This is a genomic window from Syntrophales bacterium (genome assembly GCA_030655775.1).
In the GTDB taxonomy this organism is placed as follows: Bacteria; Desulfobacterota; Syntrophia; order Syntrophales; family JADFWA01; genus JAUSPI01.
The window spans coordinates 1-21800 of the sequence record JAUSPI010000237.1 but is presented as its reverse complement, the minus strand read 5'-3'; the positions used below and the strand labels follow the sequence as shown (position 1 = coordinate 21800).

Genomic DNA, 21800 nt, shown 5'->3' with positions numbered 1-21800 from the left:
CTTATGAAAAAACCAATTGTGATTTTATTTAATGAAGTCTCCGTTAATGCACGGAAAGATGAAACAGACGTTCTGGATCAGGTTCAGTTTGTAGACGCAGCGCTGAAAGAACTGGGATATGAGACCTTCCCTGTCCAGTTCTCATTGAAGATAGATAAAGTGGTGGAGGAAATTCGCAGAATCAAACCGATGCTGGTGTTCAACCTTGTAGAATCCATTCAGAATCACGGGGAATTAATATACTTCGCTCCGGCTGTCTTAAAGTTTTCGGGCGTACCTTTTACCGGATCCGGGGCGGATTCCATGTTTCTTACCACCCACAAACTCCTGGCTAAAAAAATGATACAGTATCATGGATTACCTACATCTCCATTTTTCACGCTGGAAGAAACACACCTGTTGCAGTCTGATCGTAGATATATACTGAAACCCATTTGGGAAGATGGTTCCCTGGGGCTGGATGAAGACTCGGTGTTTACCCGCTCCAATCGCGCAATATTGGAAAAGATAAAGACGCTGCCTTCGGAAGACTATTTTATCGAGGAATATATTGGCGGAAGAGAATTCAATATTTCCCTTCTTGCCACACGGGATGGTCCGATGGTACTTCCGCCTGCGGAAATCCTGTTTGTTGATTACCCGGAAGAGAAACCTAAAGTAGTCGGATATACTGCGAAGTGGCAGGAAGATTCTTTTGAATACCAGCACACTCAAAGGATTTTTCCTGCGGATTCACAAAGTCAATCTCTGTGCCGGACTTTGAGTGAGATTGCAAGAAAATGCTGGGAGATCTTCCTTCTTCGTGGATGGGCACGGGTGGATTTCAGGATAGATCAGCATAATAGACCATATATACTGGAAATCAACGCCAATCCCTGCATCTCACCTGACAGCGGATTTGTAGCTGCTACTCGTGAGGCGGAGATCCCATTTCCTATGGTTATTGATAACATCCTTAAGGACAGCCTGAAAGAAAAATTATGAATTTTGATATAACCAATATGGCTTTTCGTGATCAGGAAAGAGAAGATGATATTTACTCTATTGCGGAGATCGTGAAATCCACCGGGTTTTTTTATGATGAAGAGACAAACACTGCGGTGGAATTAATCCGGGAATGTCTGGAAAAGGGATATCTCAGCGGCTACTATTTTGTATTTGCCGATTATGAAGAAAAAACTCTGGCCTATAGCTGCTATGGTCCAATCCCCGGAACGAAAAGCGCTTTTGATTTATACTGGATTGTTACCCATAATGATTATCGCGGTTATGGAATCGGGAAAATCCTCCTGCAAGAAACTGAAAAAAGGGTAAAAGAGATGGGGGGAACAGCCCTCTATGCAGAAACATCCTCTCGCGAAAAATACATTTCCACCCGTATGTTTTATAGAAAAAATGTTTTTACTGAAGTAGCCCAGATAAAGGATTTTTACGATACCGGGGATGATAAAATAATTTACGTAAGACAACTGGTATAAAATGCTGGATTAATTTGAGATATAAATAGTGTTAACTTAAGTAGTTCCCCATGTAATATGGAATGTGTTACCGGTTATTGTTCGTGTCGGTATAATTATTATCGGAATGTGTGTCTTTTCGGAGACTGGAAAACCGGTGTTCAAGAGATCCGATACCAATTAGAAGTGATACTGTAAGTAACGTAATGATAATCGCTTCCAAGAAATGACCGAATCCCACCATTGCACCGATTCCTGCAAGAATCCAGATCACCGATGCGGATGTAATTCCTCTGACAAGCCCTTCGCGGGCTATGATTACTCCGGCGCCGAGAAATCCGATACCCGTAACGACCTGACCAAGCACCCGTGTCATATCGACATTCTCGCCAGAGTGAGCTACGCCGAGACTTATGAAGATATTGGTGCCGAGACAGATAAAAATGCTTGTTCGGATTCCGGCCGGTTTACCTGCCAATTGTCTTTCAGATCCGATAATACTCCCACATAATACAGTCAAAGCAATCTTGATCCAGAAATCGAATGAACTGATATCCATAAATTTATAACCTTCAAATATATAGTTGTTTCTGCAATTCCCCGATCATAATTGATAGGTACATGAAAGAAGAAAACCACTCAAAATCTCGATTATCATGTTTAATAACAATTAATCAATAAATTCTTGCAAAAGTGAATTACCCCGCCTAAAGGCGGGGCATCTATAATCAATCTCCTCCCCCTTGATGGGGGAGGACTAAGGTGGGGGTGAAAAATTTGTAATACCCCCTCTTCCTAAATAAATAGGAACAGCTGTACATGCTCAGTGATCAGGCAACTCATTTGGTCTGTGTTATAAAGGGGGGTAGGGGGATTTTACTCCTTGACATCCCAAGGTTTTTTGTTGACTATACAAAAGCTTTAACGAAATAACAGAAGGTATCATGCATTAAACAACAAACGATCTTTTCTTCCTAACACAAGAAAGGTTCTGAAGATGGTAGATAATCACAAAAACCCCGTTTTCTTCAAATAGGAGCGGGGTTTTGTTTGTCTTATAGTGAAATTATTTGATCAAAAGGCAGACCAATGCACGATGAACTCGAATGGCAGACAAGAAGAGACAGGATTAATAAAAAGCTGCAAACCCTAAAACCTGCGTGGAATATTATCAAATTCCGTGAAGGATTAGATGCCTCTGCCCTTGATTGTCACGCCGTTGAAGAATATCCGACCGCAAACGGACCTGCCGACTATGCACTTTTCGTAAAAGGAAAGCTGTTGGGAATCATTGAAGCCAAAAGGGTAAGGGTAGGCCCTCAGAACGTCCTTGAGCAGGCCAAGCGCTATTCAAAAGGTGCCTTTGACGGGTCGGGAAACTGGCACGGCGGCTACCGGGTGCCATTCCTGTATGCGTCGAACGGTGAAGTCATCTGGCATCTCGATGTTAGAAACGAAAAAAACATCTCGCGACAGATAGCCAATTTCCACACTGCAGACGCCCTTGAAGAGTTCTTTGAAAATGATAGGGCAAATGGACTGGAATGGCTTGCGAAAAACCCCGTTGATATCGAAAGTATAAGACCCTATCAGGAAGACGCCATCTACGCTATTGAAGATGCAATTACGAAAGGCAAACGTGCCATGCTCGTTGCCATGGCGACGGGTACGGGGAAAACCTTCCTGACCGTATCGCAGATTTATCGTCTTCTTGAATCAAAAGCAGCTCGAAGAATTCTCTTTCTCGTTGATCGTCGCGCCCTTGCTGCACAGGCAGTCCGGGAATTTTCCACCTTTGTTACGCCGCACAAAAATAAATTCGATCAGGAATACGAAGTTTATAGCCAGCGATTCCATCGCGAAGATATTGATGATGACAAGCCGTTTGATCCCAAAGTTTTGCCCAATTCATATCTGACATCGCCGCAGGAAACGCATACTTTTGTGTATGTTTCGACTATCCAGCGAATGACTATCAATCTATTCGGCTGGGAAAACGCCTTTTCTCAGGATCGAAGCGACCCTGATTATGAAGAGGAGGCGGGAAAAGTTGATATACCCATTCACGCGTTTGACGTAATAATCGCCGATGAATGCCATCGCGGATACACGTCAAAACAGACAGCCATCTGGCGGCAGGTACTCGATCACTTCGACGCAATAAAGATCGGCCTCACGGCGACACCAGCGCTGCATACCCTTTCTCTCTTCAAAGAAGTGATTTATCGTTATACGACGGAAGAGGCAATCCTCGCCGGCTGGCTTGTTGACTATGAAGCTGTAAAGATTAAATCAAATGTACGCATGAACGGTGTCTTTCTTGAAGAAGGAGAACATGTCGGTGTTATCAATACGACGACTGGGGTCGAAACGTACGACCAACTGGAAGACGAACGTGAATTTCCTACCGGGGGGATTGAGGTAAAAATTACGGCTCCGGAAAGTAATCGCAAGATTATCAAAGAGATCGCAAAGTATGCCTGCAAACACGAAGAAGAAACGGGTCGATTCCCCAAAATCCTGATCTTCGCAGTCAATGATCTCCCCCATACATCCCATGCTGATCAAATCGTCAGGATCTGTCGTGAAGAATTCGGACAGGGGGATGATTTTGTCCAGAAAATTACGGGTAGTCCAACCGTCGATCGACCGCTCCAGAAAATAAGAGAGTTCAGAAATCGCCCAAAGCCAAAGATTGTCGTTACAGTGGACATGCTTTCAACTGGTGTGGATATTCCCAGCCTGGAGTATATTGTCTTCATGCGCCCCGTCAAATCAAGAATCCTCTGGGTCCAGATGCTGGGAAGGGGTACCCGTAAGTGTGACGCGATCAATAAGGAAAAGTTTACTATTTTTGACTGTTTCGATGGGACATTGATTGAATATTTCAAGAATACAACGGACTTTGAGGTTCAAACGCCTGAAAAGGAACCGATATCCCTCCAGCAGGTCATTGAAAATATCTACCAGAACATAGACAGGACTTACTTCGTCAAGGCCCTCGTCAAGCGTCTCCACCGGATAGACAGAACGATGAGCGGCAACGCGAGAGAGAAATTTGCCGCCTATATTCCCGACGGCGATCTCGGAAAATTTGCGAAGAAACTGCCGGGAAAGATCAAGAGCGATTTCACAGACACCATGAATCTTCTGCGCAATAAGGATTTTCAGGACCTGCTCCTAAACTACGAGCGTGCAAAGCGGACCTTTCTGGTGGGATACGAGATTGAAGATGATGTTTCTTCAGATGTAATGATACGAATTGGAAGCGACTATCAAAAACCGGAAGATTATCTTGATTCTTTTACACGGTTTGTGAGAGAAAACCCTGAACAGATCGAAGCCATAAAGATTTTGCTGAAACGGCAGAAAGACTGGAAAACCGAAGCCCTTAAGGAACTTCGCGAAAAGCTTGCACTAAATAAATTCCCAGAAAAAGAACTCCGGAAAGCGCACCGGCTTGTTTATAACAAGGCACTGGCCGATATCATCTCAATGGTCAAGCACGCGGCCATTGAAGAGGAACCCATCTATTCCTGTGAAGAAAGGGTTGACCGGGCCATGCAAAAAGTAGTGTCCGGAAAAACCTTTACAGAAGAACAGACGAATTGGTTGGGCTATATCAGAGAGCATCTGATCGAAAACCTTACGATTGATCTTGATGATTTTGATTATATTCCCGTCTTCGAAAGACACGGCGGCAAAGGCAGGGCCAACAAGGTATTTAATAATGAACTTGAATCGCTGATAGCTGAAATCAACTTCGCGATAGCAGCATAAATAAAGTTGTCATTCCCGCGAAAGCGGGAATCCAGCTTTTTCCCTCCCCTTGTGGGAGGGATTGAGGGAGGGGGAAACTAACTTTATGTCCGACATTGTAAACAAACTCTGGGGATTCTGCCACACCCTTCGACACGACGGTATCGACTACGGCGACTATATCGAGCAATTGACTTATCTCCTCTTTCTTAAAATGGCCGATGAGAAGGGGATTATCATTCCCAACGGCTGCACCTGGGAGGCGATCAAGAAAGAATCCGGTCCCGCGCTGATCGACCTTTATACCGATACCCTTCGAAAATTGAGGGAAGAAAAAGGTCTCCTCGGTGATATCTTTACCCAGTCTGTACCCCGCTTTAATAATCCCGTGAATCTCAAACGGCTTATTACCATGATTGATGAGGACGAATGGTCGGCCATGGATGTGGACGTCAAGGGCGCCGCATTTGAAGGGTTGCTTGAAAAGGCGGCCAGTGAAGGGAAAAAAGGGGCAGGCCAGTACTTTACTCCTCGGGTCCTCATTCAGACTATTGTAAGAGTGATGAAGCCCGATCCCCGGGTCAGCCCCGATTTTACGATCTGTGATCCCGCCTGCGGCACTGGCGGCTTTTTGATGTGCGCCTACGAGTGGCTCATGGATATCACTAAAGAGGCTCTTGATCGTGACGTCACCAGGCGAATCAAAACAAAAACCTATTACGGGCAGGAGTTGGTCCCTCGGCCGAGAAGGCTGGCTTTAATGAACCTTTTTCTTCACGGTCTTGAAACGTCTATATATCTTGGCGATTCTATCTATGAACCCTACAAGGGCATTTTACATAATTGCATTTTAACAAATCCGCCATTCGGCACCAAGGGCGCGAATCAGGCCCCGGATCGTGACGACTTTACCATCGCCACGAGCAATAAACAGCTCAACTTCGTCCAGCACGTCGTGAATATCCTTAAAGACGGTGGTCGTGCCGCCATTGTCCTTCCCGATAATTGCCTGTTTGAAGATAAGGCAGGTGAGGTTTTTGAAATCCTCATGCAGGACTGCAACCTCCATACAATCCTTCGCCTTCCCCGTGGAACCTTTACTCCTTACAGCCCCGGCGTAAAAGCGAATGTCATCTTCTTCCAGAAAGGGCTTTCCACGGAAGACATCTGGATCTTCGATGCCCGTTCAAACGTGCCCGGAATAACTAAAAAAGAACGTCCTCTCACGCCGAAGCACTTTGAAGAATTTGAATCCTGTTATGGCGCCGACCCGAACAGCCGGAGCGAGCGGAAAGACCTGGGCGAAACCGGCAGATTCAGAAAATTCCATATAAGCGACATCAAGGAACGTGATTACAAACTCGACATCATCTGGCTCAGGGATGAAACGCTTGAAGATGCAAACGACCTGCCGGAGCCGCAGGATCTCGCCGCCGAGGCGATTACCGAACTTGAAGCAGTCGTAGACGATCTGAAGGAAGTTTTACAGTTGATAGAAACAAACGGGGAGGAGTTCTAATCATGCAAACTTTCCCCGAACATTGGGAAGCTGTTTCGTTAAAAGATGTTGTTTCTTACCGTAAAGGGAAAAAACCAAAGGTTTTAAGCAATACCAAAACAGGTGGAACAGTCCCTTATGTTGACATAAAAGCTTTTTCGACTGGAGAGATTAGGCGGTATGCAGATATCGAATCATCTAACTTAACTTCTAAGAATAATGTTCTGGTTGTTTGGGATGGTGCTAGAAGTGGCTTAGTTGGTATTGGGCAAGAGGGTGCAATAGGTTCAACAATAATGGCTCTCCGGTCCATCGCAATTGACTCAATATACCTTTTTAGATTTCTTCAAACTCAATATGACACCATTAACTCAAATCCGAGGGGTACAGGTATTCCGCATGTAGACCCTGAATTATTTTGGAATATCAAAACCCCGATAGCCCCCCTCAATGAACAACGCCGCATTGTGGCAAAGCTGGGAAAACTCCTGAAAAAAGTCGATGCCTGCAAGGAACGCCTCGACAAAATCCCCACCATCCTCAAACGTTTCCGCCAGTCCATCCTCGCCGCCGCCTGCTCCGGCCGCCTTACCGAGGACTGGAGAGACGAACATCCTAAGGCAAGACCTGTTGAAACTAAGGGTGAAACAGCAGTATCAACAAATTGTTTGATGGAGATTCCACAAACATGGCGATGGGTGAATCTACCTAAGACAGGGGAGATGCGCAGAGGAAAGTCACGACATCGCCCAAGGAACGCACCATTTCTGTTTGGGGGATCCTATCCATTCATACAGACCGGTGACATCGCACAATCTGGTAGTAGAATTACCAGTCATAAACAAACATACAACGAAGCCGGCCTCGCACAGAGCCGCCTTTGGCCAGCAAGTACCGTTTGTATTACTATTGCTGCCAATATTGCTGAGTCGGCTCTCTTGACTTATCCCGCATGCTTTCCAGACAGTGTTGTTGGTATTATCGCTGACGAAACCATTTCTTTGCCAGAATTTCTTGAGTTTTTCATCCGGACAGCGAAGACTGATCTTTCTACATTTGCCCCAGCGACAGCGCAAAAAAATATTAATATCAAGATCCTGGGTGATGTTCTTATCCCGTTGCCTCCACTATCCGAGCAAAAAGAAATCGTCCGCCGTGTAGAAGCCCTCTTCAAAATTGCCGACCAGATCGAAGAACGCTACACCAAAGCCAGAGCCTACGTCGGCAAACTCACACAATCCATCCTCGCCAAAGCCTTCCGCGGAGAACTCGTCCCCCAGGACCCCAACGACGAACCGGCCTCAGAACTTCTAAAAAAAATTAAAGACGAAAGAAATTATGATGAAGAAAAAAGCAGGAAAATAGTTAGTGCTAAAAGGAACTTTAAAAAACGGGACAAATTCCATGTCAGAGATAAATAAAGAGGGATTTTTAAACGGGAAACTGGAAATCGTTCAGAGAAGTAATATTTACTGGGTATATGCTAATAAAATCAAGGCAGTAATGTACGCCAACAATTTTACTCATTTTTGGATAGATCGCTCTAAGGAGCTACAAAACATTATGAGAACAAAAGCCCCTGATGTTGTTGGCGACTGGTACAGGTTTCAATTTGAGGGATTTACTATAACATTTTCACTTTCTGACGATGCAATCAGACAATACCAACCCATCGTTAGAGAATTTTCCTCATTTGGTACCGCCGTTAAAATATTGGGTAACTACGAGAATTATTTCTCGGAAATCATAAAAGAAACCATCAGTAGCTTCCCAGAGAATGTCGACGCTTTTTCAAAAAAACATAAGACTGGCAATATTAATCTCCATAATGTGAAAAATTTTATGTGGAAAAAACTTGGCCGCGGCCTGTCTCTTATAGAAGATGTATTTGAACATAAATTTCACCCATCGTATAAACCCTGCATCAACTTTTTCTTTGAATTGAGAAACGTCGCTGTACACAACTCCAATATAGCTGACGAGAAACTATGTGAATTAGCGGAATCTGAATTCATAAAGTCTAACGGGAAAATCAGCTGCGGCAACAACGTGGAATGGTCATTATCTTCAGTACTTCAGTTGAATCAGCTTGTCCTTCAAATATTGGATGAAGCCGACGCTGTAATATGTTCCCCTTTACGATTAGAAATGAGTCCGGGACGTCGGCACTGGTATTACTCTGAGAAATAGGGGCAAATCCTAAATTTATTTGATATCAAAATTCAAGGTCAAGCATTATTGGCTAAAAGAAATATTTTTTAATACTATTAAGGATACTTTATTATGAATAATCAACAACTGAAAAGAATCATTATCTTTTTTGTGCTATTTATGACATTAGTCGGCGTTGCTCTTGCAGAAGCAGAAAAAACTTCAACTTTGACAACTGCTTCAAATGACAAAAAACATTTAATCGATTCAAAGCCAAATTCTATTGAAAGTGCCTCATTCCAAGATGGTTCCGGAAAGAGACAAAACAAAGGTATAAATAATCTATTTACCATCCTCTTGCCAGCGATTATCTCAATATTTTTTGGTGGCTTCGCTGGTGCCATAGTGACCATTATTTATTCACGGCGAAAGGCAAGTAAAGAATTCAGTTCTTTAATTGTTGCCTTTTGTGTGGAACTGGTTTCTGCTTTTGAGCGTTGCGTCACATACTGCCTGCAATTGAAAAAAGGAGAAATATCTTATTCGACACTGTTCGATTTCACGAATGAGTCTACTCTTTCGAAATTTGCATCAGTCTCCCAGAAGCCCGACATTATTGTAGCAATAGTTGACCTTAAGTCGAAATATTTTCAAATCGGGCGTCACGTTAGTGAAGCCGCGAATCTTGCAATGCAGGGAGCTTGTGCTCCTGATAAAGAGGAACAAGATAGATTGATGAAATCAGCACGACAAGCTCAAGGTACGGCAATAGCTTTCTTCAATAGTTCTTACGAAAGCATTGAAAAAAACACTGACCTTCTCATCAAAACAGCCAAAATAATATCACCAGGAATTCTCGTTAATGATCTTTCTTCTAGATTTACGTTGGCTCAAGAGAAGAAGAAATTGGATGTAGGAAAATAAATAGAAAAATGAGTATCAAAAAGTATATCCTATGTGCTATAGTTCACACAATACGTGAATTACTACACCCTTAATATACTATGGATACAATTTCAGGATTAGGAAAAGAATCGAGAAACCGCCTTGCCAAAGTCATGCGGGAGACAAAGGGTACCGTTTCGGTCCGGCAGGTAGCGGATATTCTTCAATTGACTCCTGACAGAGCAGCAAAGATGCTGTCCCGCTGGGCAAGCCAGGGGTGGGTCTCGCGCGTTCAAAGAGGTTTGTACGTCTTCATACCAATCGAAGCACGCTCTACCGATATCGCGCTTGAAGATCCATGGATCGTTGCCGATCAGCTTTTTTCTCCATGTTATATCGGTGGCTGGAGTGCCGCGGAATACTGGGAATTGACTGAACAGCTTTTTCGAACCATCGTTATCATGACGACTCGCAAGCCGCGCAATCGAAAGCCTGTGATCAAAGGCACCGGGTTCTTGCTGCGCACTGTTTCTCCTGATGTCATGTTCGGAATGCGGTCCGTCTGGCGGGGGCAGGTAAAGATAAATGTATCTGATCCAACACGAACGCTATTGGATATGTTGGATGATCCTGCTTTGGGAGGTGGGCTACGCCCCATGGTGGATGTGTTTAATACCTACATGGCGTCAAAAGATAAAGACGTAGACCTGCTGGTTAAATATGCATCACGCTTGGGTAATGGCGCGGTATTTAAACGATTAGGTTTCCTCGCAACCCGATTTGCGCCAACAGAACAAGGTTTGATTGATTCATGTCGGACTCGTCTCACCAAAGGAAACGCAAAGATTGACCCATCAATGCCGGTGGATAAACTAATCACAGCGTGGAATTTATGGGTGCCAGCCAACTGGGCGAAGGAAGGCAAACGTGATTAGCAGACAGGACATCATGGATTTTGCCCGGGAGTTTGGTTACATCAAATACCGAATGAGGTTGCCAAAATTGGAATTATGGGTGATAATATTTGAACATTTTGCAGACAGTATGGGAGGAAAACATGTTGAAACAATTTAAAATCATTGTTGAGAAACATCCTGACGTTTATGTGGCATACCCTCTCGGATTGAAGGGTGTAGTAGTGGGTGAAGGCGACACCTATGAAGAAGCGCTAAACGATGTAAAGTCGGCAATTACTTTTCACATTGAAACCTTTGGAAAAGAAGTATTTGAAGACGAGCCACCCGTTTTGGAAGCCTTTATTGCCGAAACAAGAGTAGTCATGTAATGACTAAATTTCCTACAGACGTTCCCATTAAAAAGGTAATCAAGGTTTTTGAGTTGTTAGGATTCCGACTTGTGAGGGAAGACAATCATATTGCCATGGCACGGGAGAACGCTGATGGAACTCGAACACCCATGACAATACCCAATCATCGTACAATAAAAGGTTCAACATTGCGTACCATACTAACACAGGCCAGCATATCGAGAGACGATTTCCTGGAAGTTTATAAGAACAAGTAAAATCCATCCTTCAAGATTAGCGGGTTTTGCATGAAAAAAATTGCTGACATCCCCAAATTAGACCGCCCCCGCGAAAAATTGCAGAAGAAAGGCGCGGAGGCGCTATCCGATCTTGAATTAATGGCTATCCTTGTTGGCAAGGGCACAAAAGGACATGATGTTATGTCCGTAGCGAAACGGATTTTGGAGATATTGGATTCCGGTGATGAAAAACCAAACCTTAAAGAACTGCAGAAAGTTGAAGGTGTAGGCCCGGCGAAGGCAACGTTGATAGCCGCCGCGTTGGAATTCTCCCGCCGTCGTATTCGTCCGGAAGGATTAAAGATATCTTTTCCTGCTGATGTGCTTCCATTGATTCAGCATTTTGCCGACCGAAAGCAGGAGCATTTTATCTGTGTTTCCGTTAATGGCGCTAATGAAGTTATTACAAGCCGTGTTGTTTCAGTTGGTCTTGTCAATAAAACACAGGTTCATCCCCGAGAAGTCTTTGCTGATCCCATTACTGACCGAGCATCGGCAATCATCATTGCCCACAACCATCCCTCAGGAGGATTAAAACCAAGCAACGAAGATATTGAGGTGACGAAACAATTAAAATCTGCTGGTGAAACCCTGGGAATCAAGCTCCTTGATCATATTATTTTCAATCATAAAGGCTATTACAGTTTTCTGGAAAATGAAGAGATGTAAGCATTTGCTGAAATGGCAGTGAAATTGGTGGGAGAGAGATAAAGCTTTATCCTCGCAATGACCAAGGTTGTTCAGGTAAGGAAACGGCGGTTGAAAAAGGGAAAGTTGAGATATGAATGAGCAAATAGAAACAGGTAAAATAGTTATATATCAGGCAGAAGACGAACAGGTATCTCTGGAGGTTAAATTAATTGAAGATACTGTTTGGCTGGATACTCATCAGATGGCGGAACTCTTTCAGCGGGAAAGGACCGTTATTGTCAGGCACGTAAAAAATATCTATAAAACCGGTGAACTGTTGCACGGTTCAACCTGTGCAAAAAATACACAGGTTGCCAAGGACGGCAAAAAAAGGGTGATGGATTTTTATAACCTGGATATGATCATTGCTGTCGGTTATCGCGTCAATTCATTACGAGGCACCCAATTCCGCATCTGGGCCAATAAAATACTGAAAGATTATCTTGTCACGGGCTATGCGCTGAATGAAAAGAGATTACAATCACAGATTGAAAAATATGAAGCGCTTAAACAATCAATCAGGCTTATCGATAATATAGTTGATCGCAAACTGCTCTCCATGTCTGAATCTGAAGGCCTCCTGAGGGTTATTGGTGATTTCAGCTATGCTCTGGATACGCTTGATCGATACGACTATGGAAAGCTGGAATTAGTCCGCGTATCTGACCGTACAGCGAAACGAATTTTATATGAAGAAGCGAAAGGCGCTATTAAGACAATGCGGGGAAGGTTGGGTGATTCCGCCCTGTTTGGACGTGAAAAGGATAATTCGTTCAGCAGTTCTCTGGATACGATTTGCCAGACTTTCGACGGCAAGGATCTCTATCCCAGCATTGAAGAAAAAGCAGCACATCTTCTGTATTTCATTGTGAAAAATCATTCATTCGTAGACGGGAATAAGCGTATCGCCGCTGCTATTTTTACATGGTTTCTTGATCGGAATGGCCTGCTTTATAAATCTGACGGAACGAAACGCATAGCAGATAACGCTTTGGTTGCATTGACGTTGATGATTGCCATGAGTGATCCGAAGGAAAAAGACGTGATAACAAAAATAATTGTTAATCTTATAAATAAGGACAACTGATCGAAGGAAACGAGAAAAATCTGGAACATGTTCACATTTATTTGGAGAGAAACGCAATGAAAAAGAAATTCAAAAGCGTGTATCAATTTAAGATTACATTGAAAGACATTAAACCTCCTATCTGGCGAAGGATACAGGTTCCGGAATCTTATACCTTTTGGGATTTGCATGTCGCCATACAGGACGTCATGGGGTGGCTTGATTATCATCTTCATCTTTTTGGAATAATCAATCCTTCTACAGAGCTGAAAGATGAAATAGGAATTCCATATGAAGATTTTGAATTTGACAAAGAAACCCTTCCTGGATGGGAACTGAAGATAGCTGATTATTTTTCCATGGAAAATCCAAAAGCAGATTACCTGTACGATTTTGGGGATGGCTGGGAGCATGTGATAGAGTTAGAAAAAATAGTTGCTCGAGCGAAAGACGTTAAGTACCCGGTTTGTGTCACAGGAAAGAGGTCATGTCCACCTGAGGATTGTGGCGGAATATGGGGATATCAGGATTTTCTCGAAATCATAAAGAATCCTGATGATGAAGAATATGAAGAGATGCTGAGATGGGTAGGTGGAGAATTTGACCCTGAAGCCTTTAATATAGAGGATGTCCATTTTGACGATCCTGATAAGCGTTGGAAGACTGCATTTAGATAGTATTTGAGTAGAACAGAGCAGGAACGGGTTCACAGATAAAACAGAAATCGGCAAGGAGGTTTTTTTAAAATGGCAGAAGATATATTAGTGTATAGTGGAAAATCCAAGGACGTCTATGAAATCCAGGACGGACCCTATACGGGGAAATATCGATTCGTTTTCACCGACCGGGGGACTGGATACATAGAAAACGGGGAACCCGTATTTGACCCGGGATACGATGTGGTCGTCGGAGAAATCCCCGGGAAGGGAGCCATCGTCTGTAAATTCGTTACATATTTTTTCAGGCTTCTAAAAGAACACAACATCCCGTCCCATTATATTGATACTGTCGACGATAACGTCATGATCGTAGAACCGGCAACGCCTATAGGCATGCCCGTTCAGGCCCCCGAATTTGAGGGATCGGAACCGCTGAATAACCTCGAATTCACCTGGCGGAACAACGCCCAGGGAAGTTTTTGGAGGCGGTACCCTTTCGTAAAACCGGGGAAAAATCTCCACAAGATTGTCGAGGCATGGACTAAGGGGGCAAGCGACGTTCTGATAACATTCGACGCACTTGAAGCAGCCGGCGTTATGACCAGCGATGAAATAACCTATGTCAACGAACTCGTGAAGGACATCGCGACGGTGGTTTCGGACGAATTCGAAGCCAAGGGACTTCATATAATAGATGGCAAATTCGAGCTGGGCCGCCTGAAAGAGGGCGACGGCAAGATCATCCTCATCGACGAGATATCTCCCGATGTACTTCGAGTCTGCAAGGGTTATACACCCGATGCCGAGGGGAACTGTTCGATTTATGGAAACTGCATCGAAACGGGACTTGTAGATGGCAAACGAACCATAAAGGCAAAGAACCAGCTCACAGCGGCTGACCTGGAAAAGATTTTCCTGGGTTAACATGTGACAGTTTCGTAAAAAGTCGGACTTCGTTCCTCTCTGTCATTCCCGCGCAGGCGGGAATCCAGTTATTGTAAGGTGTTATAGACTCCCGCCTGCGAGGGAGTGACAAGATTTGGACTTTTTACGAAAGCATCAACACTTTTGGTCAGGGGTACTTTTAAAACCTTGAAACCCGAAACTGAAAATCCGCAACTAAAAACGTGGCTTTGCGTAGAACTGCCTGCCATTCAGTACAGGGAAGCGCTGGCTCTGCAACATAGTCTTGTGGCTGCGAGAAAAGAGAGGGTCGTTGATTCTGAAATTGTCTTATTGCTGGAGCACCCCCCGGTTTTTACCCTTGGTCGCAGGGGAGGTGAGGAAAACCTGGTGGTATCAGGGGCATTTCTGGAAGAATCGGAAATCCCGGTAATACAGGTGGAGCGTGGTGGCGACATTACCTTTCATGGTCCCGGCCAGCTCGTTGTGTATCCTGTTCTTGACCTGAAAGAAGTAGGGCTGAGTGTGGTTGATTATGTTACGGGTCTCGAAGAGATTATGATTCGGACGGCCGGGGATTGGGGAATTACGGCTGAGCGTAATCCCGTAAACAGAGGAATCTGGGTTGGGAATAATAAACTGGGGAGCGTTGGGATAGCTATTCGCCGGGGGGTTTCTTTCCACGGTTTTGCGTTTAACGTCAACCTCTCGTTGAAACATTTTAACTGGATAAATCCCTGCGGCCTGCAGAGTGTCGGGGTGACATCGATGGAACGGGAACTTTCACATAGTATACCCATGAATCGGGTGTACGAGGCCGTAAAGAATCATATCGAAGCGGTTTTCGGGGTTGAGCTTGTAAATATAAGCCTGTCGGAGCTGCAGAATCTTTTGAAAAGCCCTGCATAGTGAAATAAATTTGAAGTTGTAGGGTCGGGTTTAACACCCGACCGCAAACGGTGGCATATAAAATGCCACCCTACTTTTACGAAGGAGTGGTAGTGATTCAGCACAGAGAAACAAAAGCACGGGTTTCTAAACCCCGCTGGCTCAGGCGAAGCCTTCCAACTGGAGCAGACTATGAAAAAGTCAGGACCATGCTCAAAGAAGGCAGGCTTCACACCGTCTGCCAGGAAGCCAGATGCCCCAATCTCTGGGAATGCTTTTCCCGGCATACTGCGACTTTTCTCATTATGGGTTCCCGCTGCACACGCAACTGCGGTTTCTGTGCGGTGGCCCATGGACCATCAGAACCGCCTGATCCCGGTGAACCGAAAAGGGTTGCCGAGGCCGTACAAAGCATGGAGCTGAACTACGTGGTCGTTACTTCTGTCACCAGGGATGATCTCCCGGACGGTGGGGCTGGTTTTTTCGCGGAAACGATTAAGGAAATTCGTAAAAAGGTGCCCGATGCGCTTGTGGAGGTCTTGATACCTGATTTTCAGGGTAATGAATATGCACTTCGAACGGTTCTGGATGTTCGGCCCAACGTTTTGAACCATAACATAGAGACTGTTTCGCGTCTTTATCCATCGGTCAGGCCTGATGCCGTGTACCGCCGCTCACTGGAACTCTTAAAACGTGTGCAAAAGTATGATTCAGCCATTATTGCCAAATCAGGTCTCATGCTCGGCCTGGGAGAATCTTCCGAAGAAATCCGCAAAGCTCTTCAGGATCTTCTTGATGCGAACTGTAGCATACTGGCACTGGGCCAATATCTTCAACCAACAAAGGAACACCTGCCGGTGGAACGTTTTATTCATCCTGATGAATTTGATAACCTGCGGGAAAGCGCTCTCGAAATGGGTTTTTCTGAGGTTGCCAGCGGGCCGTTTGTCCGGAGTTCTTATCATGCGAAAGAACTCTATCAAGCTGTATCTGAGGGGGTTGCTTGTCATTCTGAACTCGTTTCAGAATCTAAATAATGTGAAGATCCTGAACTCATCCTGAGATCCTGAATCAAGTTCAGGATGACATAAACATAATTCAGGATGACATAAACATAATTCAGGATGACATAGGACATAATTCGGAGTGACACTAAAGGATGTTCAGATAATGATTAAACCGTCAAGAAGTGCAATAAAAGCCGTAACAATAGCCTTATCGGTCATGTTGCTCATTGCTGCTACCATTACAGGATGCCGCAGGAGTAATGTAGATGTAGCGATAATAACAACGGCGGATCTCCAGAGTAAGGTAGTACCGTATGATACTAAGATAGAGGTGGATGGAAAGGATCAAAAAATTGCAGTCGGTGGACTGGAAAGAATTTCATCATTGGCAAAAAAAATTAAATCTGAAGTCGACTGTTCACTTTTCGTGTCAACAGGAGACGACTTGATAGGTGCCTTTTACGATAAGTTCAAAGGGATTCCGGAAATCAAGGCTATGAATATGGCCGGCTACGATGTAGCCACACCGGGCAACCATGAGTTTGATTTTGGAGTGGATCATTATGTGGGTGCCATTAAAAATGCCAGGTTCGACATCGTATCGTCCAATCTTATAATCAGAAACGAAGCCCTGTCTAAACTGATTAAGCCATATATTATTAAAGAAATCAAAGGATTGAAGATTGGAGTGTTTGGCTTAATGACGCCGGAACTGTCGGAGGTGAGTAATGTAGGAGACGGGGTGAGCGTTGATAAGGATATTGTTGGAGTTGCTAAGAAAATGGTCGAAACATTGAAGAAAAAAGGGGCAACGATGATAGTTGCCCTTACCCACATAGGCACGCAATTAGACCGGGAGTTGGCAAAAAAAGTAGAGGGAATACACGTTATCGTTGGTGGACACAGCCATGAATATGTTTATGAGACTGTGGTGGGTCCGAATGGGTGGAAGACAGTAATAGTCCAGGATGGTGCTTGTGGTGAGAAAATGGGCGTTTTACGGTTCAAGTTTAACGGTATCGTCAACAATCCAAAATGGCAGACGGTGATACTCGATAAAAGTGTGGGGAAAGATGAAAAAACAAAAGAATTTTTAGCTGTATATGTAGATAAATACAATGAAAATTTGAAAAACCCAATTGGAATTAGTTTGACTGATTTAGATGCACGTAGAAACACAGTCAGAAGAAAAGAGTCGATTCTTGGAAATTTAATAACAGATTCATGGACACATTGGTTCAAAACCAAGGGAAAAGATGTCGATGTAGCGCTTATTAATGGCGGCGCCTTAAGGGGAGACAGGGTTTATCCTGCAGGTCCTGTAACTCTTGGAGATCTGATTGAGATCTATCCCTTTGGAGACACGGTGATGGAAGCCACATTAAATGGTGTACAACTGCTTCAAATCCTCGAAATAAGCGCATCTTCACTTAGGGTTCCAGGTGATGAATGTTCGGGAGGCAGTAGAGCACAGGAGGGCGGTTTTTTGCAGGTGAGCGGAGTAAGACTGGATATCGACACGGCAAATAAACCTTTTTGCGCGGTATATGGTGGCAGAGATGTTAAAAAGATTCTTTCAAAGGGGAAAAGAGTAGTAAAGGCTGAGATTTTAGAAAATGGAGCGTGGAAATCTATCGAGAAAAATAAGGAATACAACGTTTTAATGAATTCCTGGCTGGCAAGTGGTGGAGACGGTTATTATATGTTCCGGGGTATTAAAAACAAGAAAGATACAACCTTTTCAATAGTCGATCTGTTATTCTTATACATAAAGAAAAACAGCCCCATTAATCCACAGTTGGAAGGAAGGATAAACATCAGATAACCCGAAAGTTTCTGTAAATTGTCATATTAAATTTCCTGTAGCCCTGTCGGGGAGTTCAAATCACTTTTCGATTACGTCTTGCTTGACACACAAACCTCATTTTTTATACTTTACTAACTTTGACAGCTTCGTAAAAAGTCATAAACTGCACCATTTGTCATGCTGAACTTGTTTCAGCATCTAATTATTTCAGTAAGTTAGAGACCCTGAATGATCCTGAAACAAGTTCAGGACATGATTTTGGGTGACAAAAAAGACTTTTTACAAATACGTTAAATTTATTTCCGTTTATTTTTCAACGTTTTATCAAGCCAATTGAGGATGCGCTCATTTGATATCATAATTGCACCCATCTGGCAGTGCTCTTCGGCCGCTTCTTTCACGGTGAACAGCATGTAGTCCTTTGGACTGCGCAGCGCTTCATAAAGGTGTTTTGCCTGTATATGGAAATCTTTATCCTCCTCGGAGTCAACAACAAGCATGTGACAGGTGATCATATCTACACAATTTTTCAAATTGTAGGCTCTTGTCATCCGCAGGTAATCGCTGGGGGATTTCGCTCCAAATGTCCACATACCGTTATGAAAAACCCATCGTAAACCGGTGTTCTTTTTCATCATCCCATACATCTCTTTGTCGAATTCGTCTGATGCGGATTTGTTGTCGAGTATTTTTTCAATATGTTTTTTGATTTCCGGAGGAAAGTGACTGGTAATTCCGGCATGAAAATTAAAAACGCCGCCGTTTGCGATACATGCTGTGATTCGGTGTTCATAGGCAACTGCCCGCGGAGCCAGGTACCCTCCCATGCTGATACCAATTAATGCAATTCTTTCAGGGTTAACCTCAGGCAGTGTGAGGGCAAAGTCGACGACAGGTGTGACCACCGTTTCCCAGTTCGGACGAAAATGAATTTTCTGTTTACGGATAACTCGGCCCTGCCCCGGTCCTTCAAACAGGAGACAATTGTAGCCCCGCTTTACTGCAAAAAAAGCTACTTCAAAATAGAGTTCTTCAGCCGTACCGTCGAAACCGCTATGGATGATCAATAGCGGTCTCTTTATTCCGGAATTGTCAACAAGACAAAGGTATCCGGGTAGCGTAGTTTCTTCAAAAGGAATTTCCACAGGTTTAATGGGATGGTCCGAAAGTCTGGCGGCTTTTATAAAACAAAAGCGGCTTTTACCCCAGGTTTTTAAAATTCTTGGGTCTTTCGGGTTTGTATGGAGAAAGAATTCTGCTGTCCGGTAATAATTGGAGGCTCGAAAATATGCTCCTCTCGCACTTACCGTATGCCCCTCTTTGAGGAATTGATCTGCCGCTTTTTCGAGTCGCTGTGCCGTCTTTACCCATTCGGCGTACCAGCCTTCATCATCTCCTTCCTTGATGCCGTAAGCCGTAGAAAGGCACTCTCCGATATCTGCACCACCGCTTACTGTGTAACCAATGGTGCGGAGGCATTGAAAAGAATACTGCGGGTCTTTGAAAATGAATTCCATGGCGTTTGAATGGGTGGTGAGAGAAGGGATTGTAAAAAATAAAAACAAAGTGAGAGTAGCGGTTAATATAAGTATGGTGCTGTACCCGGTAGTTTTTTTCACTTTAAAACCTCCTTTGATATATAATCCGGATTTTCCTACAAATTGAAGCTCCCCGCAACAAGTTGCGGGGAATCTCCGACTGTTAAGGAAAATGTTTATTTTTTATTCGCTCGCTAACCCCGCCGCAAGCAGCGGGGAATGCGCTCGCTGTTCAGTTCATTTGCTCACAACACCGAGATAAAAACCTTATAGTCCCCTCTCCCTTGACGGGTATATAGATTGGAGAGAGGGATTTAATTACTTAATGGATTCGATTTCTTTTTGTATTTCCCTGCCTTTTTCGCTGTACTTTGGGAAGTATTTGAGTGCCGCCTTGAAATGGAAGAGGGCGCTTTTTAACGTCTTTTTTTTCTTGAAATAAATCCCAAAGTTGTAATGAGAATCGCCCTGTTCATTTGCTTTGCCATAGGCCATTGCAAGATAGTAATATGCATTTATATTGTCCGGATCTTTTTCATTGAGCTTCCTGTAAAGATTGAGAGATGTTTTATAATCACCTGCCGCCTCATACGACCTTCCAAGATATAAAAGTACATCGGCATCGTTTTCATCAAGGGCATAAGCCTTCGTCAGGACAGCGATAGCATCGGAAGTTTTACCGATCTTAAAATAGCTTATGCCAAAGTCTTTCAGCACATCCTCATCGTCGGGAGAAAGTTTCAGCGCCTTGTCGAAATTCTTGAAGGATTCACCGGTCAGTCCCAGCCTTACCTGGGTGACGGCGAGACCGTAGAGCGCATCTGTATTATCCGGATTTTTTTTCAAGAGGTTCTGAAAGTGTTTTAGTGTCGTATCAAGATTTCTTTCTCCGAACATCAGGAGCGTTTGTATCCGTCCCAGCCCCCCAATGATGCTTTCTGCCCCGTGTTGTGTGTATTTAAACTGGAGTAATCCATCGAGGTAGCTGATTCTCTCACCGGTGCCCGGATGGGTGAGAAAATAAGACGGGACTGAATTGGAGTAGAACTGATATCTTCTCATAATCTTCAGAAAGTCCGGCATCCCCATGCCGTTATATCCCGCACTTACCATATATGACATTCCAAGCCTGTCGGCCTCTTCTTCATGTTCCCGGCTGTATTTGAGGTTCAACGTAGTGGCGGTTGCCATTGAAAAAGCCGCCGCCGCGGCAGATCCCTGACCGCCTCCGCCGAGAAAAGCCCCTGCCAGAATTGCCGCCAGTGTAGCGATACTGACTTTTTTTGATTTCTCGATTGTGTCCGCAATATGTCTGGCATTTACGTGTGCTATTTCATGCGCCAGCACACCGGCAAGCTGACTTTCGTTTTCGACAAGATTGATAAGACCCCTGTTCACGTACACGTAACCTCCAGGGGTGGCAAAGGCGTTAATCGCGGGACTTTTGATTACAGAGAAGCGAAAGTCGAAGGGAGCTCTTTTGCTCTGTTCAAGTATCTTATTCCCCAGTTTAATTATATAGTCGTTTACCTTTTCATTTTTGAGCAGGACATTGTTTTTTTCCAGTTTTTCATAGAATTCCTTGCCCAGCTTCTTCTCGTCTTCGATGGTAAAAGAGGCATAGGAATGCGCGGCCTGGAACAGGGTTACAAGAATCAGGGAAAGGATAAGTATGTTTTTTATTTTCATATTACAGTATTTCTAATTTTCGACAATTTTGTAGGGTGGCATTTTATATGCCACCGTTTACGGTCGGGTATAAAACCCGACCCTACAATCTTTCATGTTCGCCATAGGGGATATTAAGAGAGCTTTGCATAATACCAATATTGTCATTGCGAGCAAAGCGAAGCAATCTCGCAACATATTGACAATTCATAAGATTGCCGCGTCGCTAAAGCTCCTCGCAATGACCAGAATTGCAGTTTTGCAAAACTCTCGTTATAT

The 21800-nt window shown here is 44.0% G+C and carries 21 protein-coding genes; 18 read left to right on the top strand and 3 right to left on the bottom strand.

Features of this window, described 5'->3' with window-relative positions:
- Positions 1–3: 3 nt before the first annotated feature.
- Together Q7J27_13045 and Q7J27_13040 are read left to right on the top strand one after the other, a co-directional pair.
- Positions 4–984, top strand: a complete 981-nt coding sequence (locus Q7J27_13045) for an ATP-grasp domain-containing protein (protein ID MDO9530066.1) — start codon at positions 4–6, stop codon at positions 982–984.
- Positions 981–1478: a GNAT family N-acetyltransferase gene (locus Q7J27_13040; protein MDO9530065.1), complete on the top strand. Its 498-nt coding sequence runs from the start codon at positions 981–983 to the stop codon at positions 1476–1478. The genes Q7J27_13045 and Q7J27_13040 overlap by 4 nt, the downstream gene beginning before the upstream one ends.
- Before the next feature lie 67 nt (positions 1479–1545).
- On the opposite strand, the gene Q7J27_13035 is transcribed toward Q7J27_13040, so the two are convergent.
- Positions 1546–2016, bottom strand: a complete 471-nt coding sequence (locus Q7J27_13035; protein ID MDO9530064.1) for an MgtC/SapB family protein — start codon at positions 2014–2016, stop codon at positions 1546–1548.
- Positions 2017–2546: 530 nt separating this feature from the next.
- Here Q7J27_13035 and Q7J27_13030 point away from each other — a divergent pair.
- The 16 genes from Q7J27_13030 (at position 2547) to Q7J27_12955 (ending at position 18333) form a co-directional block, all read left to right on the top strand.
- Positions 2547–5237: a type I restriction-modification enzyme R subunit C-terminal domain-containing protein gene (locus Q7J27_13030; GenBank protein MDO9530063.1), complete on the top strand. Its 2691-nt coding sequence runs from the start codon at positions 2547–2549 to the stop codon at positions 5235–5237.
- Positions 5238–5322: 85 nt separating this feature from the next.
- The gene (locus tag Q7J27_13025) at positions 5323–6735 is read left to right on the top strand and encodes a class I SAM-dependent DNA methyltransferase (GenBank protein ID MDO9530062.1); all 1413 of its coding nucleotides are present in this window, start codon (positions 5323–5325) and stop codon (positions 6733–6735) included.
- A 2-nt stretch (positions 6736–6737) separates the two neighbouring features.
- Positions 6738–8135 carry a restriction endonuclease subunit S gene (locus Q7J27_13020; GenBank protein MDO9530061.1) on the top strand — a complete coding sequence of 466 codons (1398 nt, stop codon included), beginning with the start codon at positions 6738–6740 and terminating at the stop codon, positions 8133–8135.
- On the top strand, positions 8119–8904 hold the full coding sequence (locus Q7J27_13015) for a hypothetical protein (GenBank protein MDO9530060.1): 786 nt from the start codon (positions 8119–8121) through the stop codon (positions 8902–8904). The genes Q7J27_13020 and Q7J27_13015 overlap by 17 nt, the downstream gene beginning before the upstream one ends.
- 93 nt (positions 8905–8997) lie before the next feature.
- Positions 8998–9789 (top strand): hypothetical protein, encoded by a 792-nt coding sequence (locus Q7J27_13010; GenBank protein MDO9530059.1) that lies wholly within the window; start codon positions 8998–9000, stop codon positions 9787–9789.
- A gap of 80 nt (positions 9790–9869) precedes the next feature.
- On the top strand, positions 9870–10685 hold the full coding sequence (locus Q7J27_13005) for a type IV toxin-antitoxin system AbiEi family antitoxin domain-containing protein (GenBank protein ID MDO9530058.1): 816 nt from the start codon (positions 9870–9872) through the stop codon (positions 10683–10685).
- The gene (locus tag Q7J27_13000) at positions 10678–10824 is read left to right on the top strand and encodes a hypothetical protein (protein ID MDO9530057.1); all 147 of its coding nucleotides are present in this window, start codon (positions 10678–10680) and stop codon (positions 10822–10824) included. Before Q7J27_13005 ends, Q7J27_13000 begins: the two co-directional genes overlap by 8 nt.
- Positions 10808–11035 (top strand): hypothetical protein, encoded by a 228-nt coding sequence (locus Q7J27_12995; protein ID MDO9530056.1) that lies wholly within the window; start codon positions 10808–10810, stop codon positions 11033–11035. The genes Q7J27_13000 and Q7J27_12995 overlap by 17 nt, the downstream gene beginning before the upstream one ends.
- Positions 11035–11274: a type II toxin-antitoxin system HicA family toxin gene (locus tag Q7J27_12990; protein ID MDO9530055.1), complete on the top strand. Its 240-nt coding sequence runs from the start codon at positions 11035–11037 to the stop codon at positions 11272–11274. The genes Q7J27_12995 and Q7J27_12990 overlap by 1 nt, the downstream gene beginning before the upstream one ends.
- A 30-nt stretch (positions 11275–11304) precedes the next feature.
- A complete protein-coding gene (radC, locus tag Q7J27_12985) occupies positions 11305–11964 on the top strand; it encodes a DNA repair protein RadC (GenBank protein ID MDO9530054.1) in 660 nt (219 codons plus the stop codon).
- A gap of 112 nt (positions 11965–12076) precedes the next feature.
- Entirely contained in the window at positions 12077–13072 is a 996-nt protein-coding gene (locus tag Q7J27_12980) for a virulence protein RhuM/Fic/DOC family protein (protein ID MDO9530053.1), read from the top strand.
- Positions 13073–13128: 56 nt separating this feature from the next.
- On the top strand, positions 13129–13728 hold the full coding sequence (locus tag Q7J27_12975) for a plasmid pRiA4b ORF-3 family protein (GenBank protein ID MDO9530052.1): 600 nt from the start codon (positions 13129–13131) through the stop codon (positions 13726–13728).
- A 69-nt stretch (positions 13729–13797) separates the two neighbouring features.
- A complete protein-coding gene (locus tag Q7J27_12970) occupies positions 13798–14634 on the top strand; it encodes a phosphoribosylaminoimidazolesuccinocarboxamide synthase (GenBank protein ID MDO9530051.1) in 837 nt (278 codons plus the stop codon).
- Positions 14635–14802: 168 nt separating this feature from the next.
- Positions 14803–15522 carry a lipoyl(octanoyl) transferase LipB gene (lipB, locus tag Q7J27_12965; GenBank protein MDO9530050.1) on the top strand — a complete coding sequence of 240 codons (720 nt, stop codon included), beginning with the start codon at positions 14803–14805 and terminating at the stop codon, positions 15520–15522.
- A gap of 62 nt (positions 15523–15584) precedes the next feature.
- Positions 15585–16538 carry a lipoyl synthase gene (lipA, locus tag Q7J27_12960; protein ID MDO9530049.1) on the top strand — a complete coding sequence of 318 codons (954 nt, stop codon included), beginning with the start codon at positions 15585–15587 and terminating at the stop codon, positions 16536–16538.
- A gap of 133 nt (positions 16539–16671) precedes the next feature.
- Positions 16672–18333 carry a bifunctional UDP-sugar hydrolase/5'-nucleotidase gene (locus Q7J27_12955; protein MDO9530048.1) on the top strand — a complete coding sequence of 554 codons (1662 nt, stop codon included), beginning with the start codon at positions 16672–16674 and terminating at the stop codon, positions 18331–18333.
- A 278-nt stretch (positions 18334–18611) separates the two neighbouring features.
- Here the strand turns inward: Q7J27_12955 and Q7J27_12950 are convergent, their stop codons facing one another.
- Both Q7J27_12950 and Q7J27_12945 read right to left on the bottom strand, forming a co-directional pair.
- On the bottom strand, positions 18612–19934 hold the full coding sequence (locus tag Q7J27_12950) for an alpha/beta fold hydrolase (GenBank protein ID MDO9530047.1): 1323 nt from the start codon (positions 19932–19934) through the stop codon (positions 18612–18614).
- A gap of 237 nt (positions 19935–20171) precedes the next feature.
- On the bottom strand, positions 20172–21542 hold the full coding sequence (locus tag Q7J27_12945) for a M48 family metalloprotease (GenBank protein ID MDO9530046.1): 1371 nt from the start codon (positions 21540–21542) through the stop codon (positions 20172–20174).
- Positions 21543–21800: the final 258 nt, after the last annotated feature.